The following is a 13,022-nucleotide window of genomic DNA, read 5'->3' on the forward strand; positions in this document are numbered from 1 at the left end:
ACCTTTTTGTATGCATACTGTTTAGTGAACGATATGTATTCCCATTAAATATGTATCTAAATTTCATAATAATATGATTATGCTTTAGAAACAACTTTTAATCCATAATTATTTTCACTCCATCATTCTTCGGACCAGTTCGCTTCTTCCGCAGCCAGTTGCAGATCATCAAAGTTTATCTGAAAGATGGGGTATGGCTGTGTTTCGGCTTTTTTCATCGCCTCGAAATAAGGATATCGGGATGACCCTTCTTTTTCAGCTTCAAAAATGATGAGCATGGCATCGCTCTTATGGACCATATACCTATTTTTGATTTTCAGTTGTTGTGGCCCTTCATATGGTTTATTGAAAATTGACTCAACAAAATCGGCACGGGCCAAAATGGATCGGTAATAATCTTGATTCGTCTCGTTCCATGACTCTTCCTGTTTCAGGAAAGGAGTAAGCACCCCTAATTTAAGCTGAGGATATTCATCCTGTAATTCGAACACCACTTCTGCACCCCATAGTTCCGTACCCAACTGACCTGAGATGATCACCCATTCCAGCCCATCTTCCGCCAATGGAAGGAGACGCTGCTTCATCGCTTTCTTTATATATTTTACGGCATCATGGTCATTTTTGAATATCCCGAATTCAAAAGCCTTATAGCCCGTCATATACAAAACCTTCATCGCTTGGCAAATCTCCTTTTAACATGATTATGTAAGAAAACAAGGGCTTAATAAGCCCTTATTTTTAATATCCGAAATTCCCAGGCGGACAGCATGGGTTTTGCGGCGGCCTTCCACAAATCAAGTGTTGATTATAGCACTCGTTCACCACGGATTGAGTATGCGGGAAATAATGTTTAAACGTGTTCACATGCTTATTGACATTTGTAGTATGTGATGGATGAACGACAGGAATCACTGTGTTCGATACATTCGTATTGACAAATTGCTGTGTTGGAGAGACTTGCGCTGGGGCAACTTGAGATGGAGATGTTTGTGTTGGACCATATTGCGCTGGAGACACAGCAGATGGACCATATTGCGCTGGAGATACAGCCGATGGACTATAGGCTCCCATTACGTTAGAGTTTTTACCGGTTGACGCTCCCATTACATTAGAGTTTTTACCGGTTGATGCGCCCATTACTCCAGGTGCGTTCCCGTATGCGCCCATTACATTGTTGGATGCGCCCATTACATTGGGTTTATTTCCTCCACAATTACGAAAATACATTTATAATTCGTCCCCTTTCATCATGATAAGTTTAGTCTTACCATTACAGACTATGAAAAAAAGGGGATACGTGTACTGATGAAATGACCTAATTATACAGAATAAGTATAAAACGATGTATGGCTGTCGATAAGTACACTATTAATTAATGCTTTCCCTTCAAATGTACTGAGGGTAATTTTCTACAAGAAGGAATAGAGACTATCTTTTAATGAAGTAAATAAAACAATCGTTAAACAAAGGACAACAAAAAATAGAAATAAAGTCGTTTTATACATTTCTTCGCTCCGCTTTCACCTTGAATTTATGATGTAAAGGAATGAAATGAACGCTTCGGAATTTCACCCTCAACTCTTTCCATTTTACACATAATAGTTGAAGGCTACAATAATTGAATACATATTTTTTATTTTCAGCCTTTTGCACTAAAAGACCAATTCAATTCCCATATTTCATATAGTAATTCCCTTAGATTGCTCTTTCTTTTCGAGCCGATGGATCCTCTTTTCCAATTCCAACTTTTTTTTCCCTGGCAGGGTCCCTTCGCTCACCATCTCCTGAAGTGCGATTATTGAACATTTTAGGGCAAGACCGACGTCCTTAAATTGATGTTCATATAATTTTGCACATTCTATCTGTGCCTGTATCCTTATTTGCACATTTCCTTTTAAGGCGGCTTCCTTCCATATTTCCAAGGCTTCATTGAATAGTTTTTGCTTCTTCTTCTGGAAGGCTAAGGCATGGCCAGCTATTATACGATCTTCCTCATTTCCTGCTTCCAATATTTTTTGATATGTCTCAACTGACTCCTCTTTTTTTCCCAAATAAGCGAGCCATCGTGCAATTTCCATGGACTCTTCCGTATATCCATCGATTTGGAGGATTTTTCGGGACAAATGAATATACAATGTGATCAGTGACAAGATATCCAATTCATTATGCTTCATGATCCCAAACAGAATTTCCGGATTCTTCCGCTCAACAAAATCAAAATAAATCATCGGCGCCAAATATCCAGGAATATCATCCTCCCTATATACACCTAGAATATCTGTTTCGACTGATGATAATTTCACTCGTTCCAATTTGTTTCTCCAAAGGCGTCTTGAAGCATGATATAAATCGAAATGTCCGAATTCCGGCAATTTTGGTACATGCTCTTTTATCAAGGTATGTCTGGTTTTTAGCTGGGGCCAATCAAAGGATTTACCATTATATGTGACAAGCGTTTCGTAATTGATGTTTTCCAGAAAGCTTTGATACAGCGGGATTTCACTTCCAGGCTGCGGAAGGATATGTTGCTTCACGACTACTTCTTCACCTTCTAAATAAGCATAGCCAAGTAAAAAAATGGTATTGCCGGCTCCGCCTCCTAGCCCAGTTGTTTCCGTATCGAAGAAAAACAGCTCTTCACTTTTAACGCCCTTAGCGGATAGTGGATGCTCCAATGAAGTTTGATTCCACTCTTTTACAACCTTTTTCAGCTCGGAAAATGCATATAATCCGTGTTTGTGATTTATAGGATAGCGGACTTCCCTAATGAAACAATAGTCACCATCGAAATGAAAGGAAACGGTATCGTTCTCCAGCCACTTTTCATAGTAAGGAATTTCTTCATTCACTGTCCGTTCCTCTTCTTCTACGGGAGAAGGATGTTTCCCTAGGTTCATATGCGTTTTCATACGGTTCAATTTATTTTTTAAAGACATGAAATTACACCTCTCTTCACTGCGCTCTATTAATGTTTTTGCTTACAAAATTGACCCAATAATTGTTTGGCATCACTCTTGGCTGTTTTCGTTGCGGATTCCGTCCCGATACAGGAAGGACAGCCGCCTTCACAAGCGCAATTTTCGATCATTGATATTGTTTCAAGCAGAATGACTTCAGAGTTTTCATATACTTTATCACTTAACCCTATGCCTCCCGGATAACTATCATAGATAAAAATGGTCGGTTTTTCATTATGTGCTGCCTTAACCTGCGGATAAACATGAATATCATGCGGATCGCACATAACATGTAGCGGAATCATGTAATTAAGAGCATGGGAGGCACCAATCATACCTTGTTCTATCCGATTTTCGTCCCACTTAAATAATCCGGGATCCATGGAAAGCATGGCTGAACTCGTGTGCAGTTCCATCTCCGGGAGACTGATTGGTCCTGAACCAATATTCTCATGAGTTTCGAATTTGATTTTTTTGAAGATTGTAGGCATCGCCCGGATTGCGACATCACCAAAAGCAGCTGCTGTGGAAGCGAAAGTTCGCTGTTTATCGACTTCCAATACAGACAACTGAACAGCAAGGTTAGCATCCGTATAATAATCCACATTGACTTCACGTACATAAGCTTTCTTTTCATCCCAATCAAGTTCTTCCACCTGAAATTGAATTCCCTGGTGCAAATAAATGGCTTCATCGTGGAGGAGGGTCATTGCACTGAACGTATCCATTTCCCCTATGACCCGATTAACCGGTGCATTCGTTTGGTCGATGATCACGACATTTTCCTGTGCCGCTGAACGCAGGCTGATATTGCTTGCAGGGAAAGCATCATTCATCCAATGCCATTTGTCCCCATTCAAGTGTAAGACCCTCTCTTCCGTAAGGAATTCAAGAACGTCCATAATCTCTGTTTCCCCGAAGGTATCGCCTTTTTTAAATGGCAGCTCATATGCTGCACATTTTACATGGTCAACCAAGATCAATAGATTATCCGGATTGATTCTTGCCGTTTCTGGATTTCTGGTAAAGAAATATTCGGGATGCTGTACGATATATTGATCAAGGGCACTAGAACTGCCAACCATGACGATCAATGCTTCACCATGCCTTCTACCTGCTCGTCCCGCCTGTTGCCAGGCACTCGAAATGGATCCCGGGTAACCAGTCATTATGCAAACCTGAAGCTGGCCGATATCGACACCCAACTCAAGTGCATTTGTGGAAACCACTCCATAAATGGAACCATCCCTGAGTCCTTGTTCAATTTCTCTGCGCTGTGTTGGCAGATATCCACCGCGATAGCCCCTGATCGATTTTGGCCCCAATTGCTTTGACACAAGTTCCTGTAAATATGTCAATAGAATCTCCACACGAACCCTGCTTCGCGCAAAAACGATCGTTTGAATTTTATTTTTCAAAAATGCATTTGCAAGTTTCCTGACTTCCAAAACCGCACTCCTTCGTATGTTCAGCGGTTTATTTACTATTGGCGGATTGTAAAACACAAAATGCTTTTTCCCACTTGGGGCTCCGTTATTATCGATTAGGACCATTTGTTTTTCCGTGAGCTCTTCAGCCAACTCTTTTGGGTTATTGATCGTAGCGGAAGTACAGATGAATACAGGGTCGCTTCCATAAAACTTGCAGATCCTTTTTAACCTTCTTATGACGTTGGCCGTATGACTTCCGAAAACGCCGCGGTAAATATGAAGTTCATCGATTACCACATACTTCAAGTTTTCAAACAAAGAGACCCATTTCGTATGATGGGGCAGGATTCCCGAATGGAGCATATCAGGATTGGTGATCACGATATGCCCTGCCTGGCGGATTTTTTGCCTGATATTTGAAGGTGTGTCCCCATCGTATGTATAACTATTTATCTCAGCATCCATTTCTTGAATCATTTCATTCAATTCGCTCTTTTGGTCATAACTCAGTGCTTTTGTCGGAAAAATATAAAGCGCCCTAGTTTTTTCATCTTCCAATATTTTTTGAAGGACCGGCAAATTATAGCATAATGTTTTTCCAGAAGCTGTAGGTGTGACTGCTACAAGGCTATTGCCACTGACAGCAGTATCAAATGCTGTTGCCTGATGGGTATACAATCCATTGATCCCCCGTAATTCAAGAGCATGCTTGATTTTATCCTTCATTGCATCGGGAAAAGGTACATGTTTTGCCTCTTTTGCTTCAATTACTTGCCAATGTACTATATTATCTTTAAAATCCTCATTTGTTTTTAAATCATTGATGACTTCTTGTAAATTTTTTCGCAGTTTCATATGACCACCTCGTACTCCTATTCTACCGAATGAACGTTCTATGCAAAAGGGAAACTATTTCCTTTTCAAAAAAAAAGCTGGAAACGTCACCATCTCGTTTCCAGCCCGGACTTTTTTAATTTAATTCTTCTCGACAAAGCGAATGATTTCTTCGATTAGTTTGCTTGGGGCTTCCAACATTCCCATATGTCCGCTGCCCTTAAGTATAACTTCATTGATATGGCCCCCTTTCACAGAAAAGGTTTTATCAACGGGAATCACCTTATCCTGTTCACCAGCAACCAATAGGACAGGCAACTTCGTATCTTTTAGTACATGATTTCTGTCTATTCTGTTCCTCATGGCATGTAAAGACCCTATTGCACCAATTTCACTTGTTTTATATCCGATTTCCTTTATATGGTCAATATTGGGATCATCGGAATTAGCGAAAAGCTTTGGTATAAGTCCGTCAATGAAAGCGTGGATTCCCTCACTTTCAATTTTCTCGACAGATTTTAAGCGCCCCGCCTTTCCAGTCTCATCGTCCGGGAAGGCGGTCGAATGTACCAATGAAAAACCAGACAATTTCCCAGGAAACCTTTCTGCGAACGCCAAGGTGATATATCCCCCAAGCGAATGACCAAACATATAGACCTGTCCGATTTCCAGTTCTTCCAGAAGCGACACAATATCAGCAGCCATATCTTCGATCGAGAAAGATCCCCCTTTTTCCTCACTTGCACCATGCCCCCGTAAATCAACGGCAATAATCCGGTATTCACCCTTTATTTGAGCAATGATGTCACTCCAATATTCATGGCTTCCGCAAAATCCATGGATAAACAACAATGTTTCATTACCTTTCCCGGTATCTATGTAGGAAAGCTTGCCATCTGTCATATTAATCCCTCATTTCCTTTACTAATCATTCAGTACCGTTATTCCCTATAGACCTGTATCTGAAACCCACAGTGCATTCACATTTCTTCATTCCCCACATAGCCTATAGGCAAAGGAATTTTTTAGAAAGGAGCACCGTGATGACCTCTTCTGAAAAAAATAATAATCGGAATCGAATAGAACCCTTTACCCATTTCATAAACAAAATGGATCGGCTGTTTTCCGAGAGGCCCCCTAAAGGCATGCTGCAATCTCTTGACGATTTCTTCGGTTCGGCGAAAGAACGCAGCTTTCCGGTTGATGTTCACGAAACGCATTCAGAATATACCCTTACTGCCACTTTGCCCGGAATTGCACGAAGCCAAATATCAATTGATGTACTGTCCCATTCCGTAACCATATCTGCAAAGCATGTAGATAGAAAGCATAAAAATCAAGGATTGTTCCAAAAGGAAGTTTCAGCCGGTACTTTATCAAGAACCATTTCCTTTCCAAAGCCGATTGATGAAGCAAAAGTTACCGCGCGACATCGCGATGGCATCCTCACGCTTCAACTACCCAAAATCAGAGGGAATCGGATTGAAATCCATTAGGCATGAAAAAAAGCAGACTTAAAAAGTGGCTGGTCACTTATAAGTCTGCTTTTCCTTTATTTACCATCTAAGCCTTGAAGAAGCCCCCTACTCCTTTGACCATTGAGGATACTTGAGAAACAGTATTCATCATTTGTCCGGCTGTATTCATCATCTTCGTTATATCCATGGAGCCATCTTGTGTTTTGAATTGATTCATGACCGATTTGAAACCCGATGGCTGGGGTTTTTGCATGAACTGCTGCTTAGGATATGGATTATGGGCCTGCTGCTGACTTAGCGGAGGTCTTTTAGCTGGCTGTAACGGATTGGCGAACGGACTAAAGGCTTGCGGCTGCTGATTGGGCTGGATTGGGTGCATTTGTGCCATTGGCTGCATGACACTGTTGCCCGGATAAGCACCCACAGGCATCGCCTGCTGCTGGACTTGTTGGAATGGATGATAGGCCGCCTGCTGATAAGGATCATGATACGGCGTCATATAGCCCCCTGTATCCTGGAGATGATATGGATACATAAATGATTGTTCAAGATTATGATTATTTGGCGGAGGATACGGCATTGGCTGTTGGTACCCTCCCCAATATTCCGGCATAGGTTGAGGAAACTGTCCTTGATTTGGGGAGATTTGGTTAAAACCGGATCTCATCATGTCAATGAGCCCTCCTCTTTTTTCATTACATGGTTCTGATAATATATGAAAAAAGAGGTAATAAAGTGTAGGTGTTTTTATGATAAAATCCGATCGATTTCCGTTTTTACATTATTAAGGATGAATTCGACCGATTGGACATGGCTTTTAAATCGCTTATAACTTGTTTTAGGAAAAAATGCCTGAACGGCGACATCAGAAAGGTTATGGGCGGTTTGTTCGATTTGCTCGGGGAAAAGATGCCTGAAGTCGGTTTCTCTCATCCACTCCTTCATTCCGGTTTCCCATTCGATGCATGCGGTCCTGACCAGGTCTGCGAACGGCTTGACCTCAGAAAAGAAATCCTTTTCCTTCCCTTCTTTGCGTACACCCTCATAAATTTCATCCGCTTTGTCCGTATATTGAATTAATTGTTCTGTTAATAGCCGCATTTTTTCTTTATGCACATTAAATTCCTCCGTACAATTGTTTCCCTTAGTATAATCCAGTTCTTAATAAAATGATATTCCTCCGGCTTATACGGGCAATTCCGTAAAAACCTTTTGCTTTATCATTCTTTTTTCCGGGACGATGGAAAAGGAGTGGTTTGGAACTTCAGCATTTACCCAATAATCTTCGGCTTTCTCAATGGCTTCCTGGGCTTCATTAACTAATGTATATTGCTCCGCCCATAGTTTGCACCGCACTGTATTTACAGTTTCCCCATATGAAATTTCCAAACGATCCAGGCTGGTACTGATCTCAGCTATCATCCTTAATATCTCTTCTGTTGCGACACTTTTATTGACCATGCTGATCCCTCCCATTCTTTACCTGTACTATTCTTTTTTTTATCTGAAAGCCCTTCATGCCTGACAAAACTAGAAGGGAATCGGCAAAGAAAGTGCAATTCACTTAATTTATTATGCCCTTCGACAACAATGGAAAGAATGAAGAATGAAGTTTTAAACAAGAATACAGACAGGAGGTGATTTCATGCAGTCGAATGAAAGCAGACAGCAAAAAAACGAAAAACGACAAAAGCCGCCCACTAAAAAGGCAGGAACGGGAAACCCGAAACTAAGTGGAGAAAACCGTCCCTCTACGTAAGACATGAATACTGAACGATAAACAGGGAAGGCTTAATCGACGCCTTCCCTGTTTCCTTTTTATAAAATCAAATTTTTGACTATTGCAGCCGTGTGCAGCTGCTTTTGTTTATCGTCATACCAATCGGTCAAATGCGGGTCTTCTTCCCATTTAGGTTCAATGAACCATTTTTTTTTAACCCTTTTTTTCATATCCCATTGCTCTGTCTCCCCTGCTCGATGATGAATCACTGGATATACTCTCCTCAGCATCGGGGTTTCATGGTACCTAGGCTTTTTTCGATATTGTTCATAATCATATCTGGCACCCGTTGGTTCAGTCCTGCAGGAAAATTCAAAAAAGCGCGGAAACAAATCTTCGGAAAATAAAAGGCCAGCCAACCTTTTCCCCAATTCAATCCTTTTATCTATATTTCTAAAATGCGAAACCGACGAGCCATACAGTTCTCCATTGCAAGTAGGAAATAAAACGGTGCTAAAATGCATCCAGTCCTGCAGGAAAAATAATAGAGAGTGAAAAACGAAAGATTGCTTTTTAATAACCGGTTCTTCAATGATGTTTTGTTCATTTATGATAAGCGCAGTGACTAATTTTTCACGATCTCCATGTTTCCAAAAGGAATACCATTCGTTCTTCATGAATTTGGTAATAAAAAAATAATGACATAAGTGAAACAAAGGACGTCCATACTTCGTCGAATAATGATAGAGAAGTAATTGCGGATACGCATCTTGGAATATTCTCCAGTTGGCTTCTTCATACGTTAGGAATAAGTGATGCCTATATTTAAGGCCCAGCAATTGGGAAAACCAAATTCCTTCAAGATCACACATATTCCAGCCTGCATTCCTAGAAACCATCCCAGCTAAAAAAGACCATTGTATTTCTGGATGCATTCTGAAAAATTGTTCATATGCTTGTGTTCTTGATATATTATCCCTATTCCCTTTAGCGGTTTGGGCTTTTATGGATTGGAGCAATTGCTTTTCCGTCGTGAACATTCGCATCTATGAGTCCAGCCTTTCCATAGCGATGAATTGTGACATATAGTTGTACATAAATCCTATCGTTCTAAGAAACAATTCTTTTTATTCACATTTTGGATTCTTTTTTTGCTAATATAGAAAAGTGAAAAAAAAGGAGGGGTAAAAGTGGCATTTCATTATCCCAATGGACGAAAGTTTGTACCGCAGGCTATGGAAGAAAAGAAAAGCCCACTAAAAAAAATCAGTTACAGCAACCGGGGAAAAACATTGGAAGACGATTTGAACGAAACCAATCAGTATTATTTAGCACACGGCATTGCCGTCATCCATAAAAAACCGACACCCATTCAAATTGTCGATGTCCACTATCCGAAAAGAAGTGCTGCAGTCATTAAAGAAGCTTATTTCAAACAAGCATCGACCACAGATTACAATGGTGTTTATAAAGGAAAGTACATTGATTTTGAGGCAAAGGAAACGAAAAACAGCAGTTCGTTCCCTCTGAAGAATTTTCATGACCATCAAATTGATCATATGAAACATATCGTTCAGCATGACGGAATTGCGTTTGTCATCATCCGGTTTTCCGCTATGGAAGATATATATCTAATGAGTTCCGAACAACTGAGTTTTTATTGGAAGAGAATGAAAGAAGGCGGACGCAAATCTATAACTCTTCAAGAGGTTGAAAGCAGTTCACGAAAGATTACTCTTGGCTTTCAACCGAGAATTGACTATATTAAAGTAGTAGATTCGCTCATCGCAGAAAATTTTTAGTTTTTTTAGAAAGGCAGGTTAGCTGTAATGGCTGAAAAATATAATACTAGAGAAGAACGCCGAAAGCAGGGGCAGACTCAAAAAAAGGGACAGAATAAAGGTCCTAAAAAGCCAACCAATATGCTTAAGCGAATTTTCCTTATACTTGTTACAATCGGAATAATAGGCCTTGTTGCCGGAGGAGCTGCAATGGCTTACTTTATAAGCGACGCTCCAAAACTTGACGAAAAGCTTTTGAAAGATCCGGTCACATCCAAGATTCTCGATGAAAATGGTAAATTGCTAGCTGAAATCGGAAAGGAAAACCGGGATTATGTAAATTATGAAGATATTCCCGATCTTGTCGAAGAAGCTTTCCTGGCAACGGAAGATTCCCGCTTTTATGAACACCACGGGGTCGATTTCTTACGTCTGGGCAGTGCCGTCATAGCAAACTTCAAAAACGGATTCGGCTCAGAGGGTGCAAGTACATTGACCCAGCAGGTTATCAAGCGTTCTTATTTAACACCTGATAAGACCATTAAAAGGAAAGTCCAGGAAATGTGGCTATCCATTCAGCTTGAAAGAAAATATACAAAAGAAGAAATTTTCGAAATGTATGTGAATAAGATTTTCTTTGCAAACCGCGCCAACGGGATCTTAACTGCATCGCAAACTTATTATGGAAAAGATCTTAGCGAATTGAAATTGAACGAAGCGGCCATGCTTGTAGGATTACCGCAAAGCCCAAGCAGGTATGACCCGTATAAATACCCTGAACGTGCGAAAGAACGCCGTGATATTGTTCTGCACTTAATGAATAAACATGGATATATCACCGAAACGGAAATGAAAGATGCACAAAGCATCGATATAACAGAAGGACTTCAAGAAATCGATAAGAGCCAAATCGATACGACCGCATACGATGCATTCATCGATTTGGTAATTGAGGAAGTCGGGGATATGGGTGACTATAACGTCTTTACAGATGGTTTGGAAATCCAAACGACCATTGATAAAGATGCCCAAGAATATGTTTATAACATGTTGAACAGTGATGAAATCATCAATTATCCAAGTAAAGACCTCCAAGCAGGAGTCACATTACTCGATACGGAAACTGGAGAAATTAAAGCAGTGGGCGGCGGCAGGAACACGACGGTTAAACGCGGCTGGAATTATGCAACGGATGCCAAGCGGTCACCTGGTTCGACCATTAAGCCGATTCTGGATTATGGTCCTGCCGTAGAATATTTAAATTGGTCCACCTACCATCAAATCAAGGATGAGGAATATACTTACAGTAATGGAACACCGCTTAAAAATGCTTCCGGACGACATTATGGTACTGTAACCACTCGTGAAGCACTGGCACGGTCATTAAATATTCCTGCTTTAAAAACGCTTCAAGCAGTAGGATTGGACCGGGCACGTGATTTTGCCACTGATCTTGGCATTCCTTTCGACAAGGAAATTACCGAATCGGCAGCATTGGGCGGCGGTAAGGATGTTTCTACACTTGAACTTGCCGGTGCATACAGTTCATTCGGAAACAACGGTATCTATAATGAACCGCATAGTGTAAAAAAGATTGTTTTACGTGATAAAACAACCATCAAAAACAAGACGGAATCAAAGCCGGTCATGAAAGATTCCACTGCTTTCATCGTGACGGACATGTTGAAAAGCGTCATGAAAGAACCTTATGGAACAGGAAGGTTAGCCAATATACCTAGTCTTCCGGTAGCCGGTAAAACAGGTTCAACCAATTTCACGCCTGAACAGCGTGCAGCGAACAACATCCCATCTTCCGGTGTAAAAGATAGCTGGATGGCGGGTTATACAACCAATTATACAGTTGCAGTTTGGGCTGGTTATGATAATGCATCAGGTGAGCAAATGGAATATCTGGGCGAATCATCTCAAAGGATCCCTAAATTCATCTTTAAGAATTTAATGGAACATATGGCTCAATCAAAGGAAACGAAAGACTTTGAACAACCTGACAGTGTTGTGAAGGTTGGAGTCATCAAAGGTTCGAATCCAGCCGTTAAAGCCAATGAATATACACCAAGCAGTAAAATCACTTATGAATATTATGTTAAAGGTCACGAGCCAACACAAGTGACGACAGAATATGCAAAAATCGACTCACCTGGCATTAACGCTTCTTACAACCAGGAAAGCAATGAAATCAATCTATCATGGTCATATCCTAAAGGTAATGGGAATACCCAATTCGAGGTTAAGATGTCCGTGGACGGCGGTGGACAGAGCGTATTAAAAAAATCGAAGGATACTAGCTTAACGATCCCTAATCCAACCCCTGGAAGTAAATATACTTTCTCAGTGGTAGCTCTAGTTGATAACCAACAAAGTGATCCTGCGAGTACATCTGTCACAATACCTGCTGAAGTGAAAGTCCCTGAGGGTACTGAGGACGAGGAGATTGAAGATCCGGCCGAAGGTGAAAATCCGGAACAGGAAACTCCTGCAGAAGGCGAAGAGGATAAACAAGGCGAAGAAAAAGACAAAGACAAAGATAAAGACAAAAATAACAATGGCGAAAACGGCAATAACGGCAATATTGGTAATGGCAACAATGATAATAATGGTAATGGCAACAACACTGATGACGGAAATGGCAATAAGGGTGATGAGGACGTCGAAGGCGGGGATGATGTCACTGACCCCGGAACGGTAGAAGAGGAAAAACCAGTCGAAACCCCTGAACCTGACCCTAACCCGGACCCAGATCCAGAGAATGATACGGAATAAATATATAAAGATTGACTAAAAAAAACGTCTAAGCTAAAAGC

General features: G+C 40.8%; 12 protein-coding genes. 3 read left to right on the forward strand and 9 right to left on the reverse strand.

Going from position 1 to position 13,022, the window contains the following annotated elements; translation table 11 throughout:
* Positions 1 to 122: 122 nt before the first annotated feature.
* The 5 genes from QNH43_RS16975 to QNH43_RS16995 form a co-directional block, all read right to left on the reverse strand.
* Positions 123 to 674, reverse strand: coding sequence for an SLOG family protein (locus QNH43_RS16975; RefSeq protein WP_283915027.1), 552 nt, complete (start codon positions 672 to 674; stop codon positions 123 to 125).
* Between the two features lie 64 nt (positions 675 to 738).
* Complete coding sequence (locus tag QNH43_RS16980) at positions 739 to 1,227, reverse strand: CotD family spore coat protein (protein ID WP_283915028.1); 489 nt, start codon at positions 1,225 to 1,227, stop codon at positions 739 to 741.
* A gap of 452 nt (positions 1,228 to 1,679) precedes the next feature.
* A complete protein-coding gene (locus QNH43_RS16985) occupies positions 1,680 to 2,936 on the reverse strand; it encodes a ribonuclease H-like domain-containing protein (protein ID WP_283915029.1) in 1,257 nt (418 codons plus the stop codon).
* Between the two features lie 29 nt (positions 2,937 to 2,965).
* On the reverse strand, positions 2,966 to 5,242 hold the full coding sequence (locus tag QNH43_RS16990) for a DEAD/DEAH box helicase (RefSeq protein WP_283915030.1): 2,277 nt from the start codon (positions 5,240 to 5,242) through the stop codon (positions 2,966 to 2,968).
* 120 nt (positions 5,243 to 5,362) lie between these two features.
* Complete coding sequence (locus QNH43_RS16995) at positions 5,363 to 6,124, reverse strand: alpha/beta fold hydrolase (RefSeq protein ID WP_283915031.1); 762 nt, start codon at positions 6,122 to 6,124, stop codon at positions 5,363 to 5,365.
* Positions 6,125 to 6,264: 140 nt separating this feature from the next.
* On the opposite strand from QNH43_RS16995, the gene QNH43_RS17000 reads away from it, so the two are divergent.
* Positions 6,265 to 6,717, forward strand: coding sequence for an Hsp20/alpha crystallin family protein (locus QNH43_RS17000; protein WP_283915032.1), 453 nt, complete (start codon positions 6,265 to 6,267; stop codon positions 6,715 to 6,717).
* A gap of 67 nt (positions 6,718 to 6,784) precedes the next feature.
* On the opposite strand, the gene QNH43_RS17005 is transcribed toward QNH43_RS17000, so the two are convergent.
* The 4 genes from QNH43_RS17005 to QNH43_RS17020 all read right to left on the reverse strand — a co-directional run bounded on the left by QNH43_RS17005 (position 6,785) and on the right by QNH43_RS17020 (position 9,465).
* Positions 6,785 to 7,369 carry a YppG family protein gene (locus tag QNH43_RS17005; protein WP_283915033.1) on the reverse strand — a complete coding sequence of 195 codons (585 nt, stop codon included), beginning with the start codon at positions 7,367 to 7,369 and terminating at the stop codon, positions 6,785 to 6,787.
* Between the two features lie 77 nt (positions 7,370 to 7,446).
* On the reverse strand, positions 7,447 to 7,815 hold the full coding sequence (locus QNH43_RS17010) for a YppE family protein (RefSeq protein WP_283915034.1): 369 nt from the start codon (positions 7,813 to 7,815) through the stop codon (positions 7,447 to 7,449).
* 69 nt (positions 7,816 to 7,884) lie between these two features.
* Positions 7,885 to 8,160, reverse strand: coding sequence for a hypothetical protein (locus tag QNH43_RS17015; protein WP_076365741.1), 276 nt, complete (start codon positions 8,158 to 8,160; stop codon positions 7,885 to 7,887).
* Between the two features lie 357 nt (positions 8,161 to 8,517).
* Positions 8,518 to 9,465, reverse strand: a complete 948-nt coding sequence (locus QNH43_RS17020; protein ID WP_283915035.1) for a DUF2515 family protein — start codon at positions 9,463 to 9,465, stop codon at positions 8,518 to 8,520.
* A 144-nt stretch (positions 9,466 to 9,609) separates the two neighbouring features.
* On the opposite strand from QNH43_RS17020, the gene recU reads away from it, so the two are divergent.
* Both recU and QNH43_RS17030 read left to right on the forward strand, forming a co-directional pair.
* Positions 9,610 to 10,221 (forward strand): Holliday junction resolvase RecU, encoded by a 612-nt coding sequence (gene recU / locus QNH43_RS17025; RefSeq protein ID WP_283915036.1) that lies wholly within the window; start codon positions 9,610 to 9,612, stop codon positions 10,219 to 10,221.
* A 27-nt stretch (positions 10,222 to 10,248) separates the two neighbouring features.
* The gene (locus QNH43_RS17030; protein WP_283915037.1) at positions 10,249 to 12,981 is read left to right on the forward strand and encodes a PBP1A family penicillin-binding protein; all 2,733 of its coding nucleotides are present in this window, start codon (positions 10,249 to 10,251) and stop codon (positions 12,979 to 12,981) included.
* Positions 12,982 to 13,022: the final 41 nt, after the last annotated feature.

The organism is Peribacillus simplex (assembly GCF_030123325.1).
GTDB lineage: Bacteria > Bacillota > Bacilli > Bacillales > DSM-1321 > Peribacillus > Peribacillus simplex_D.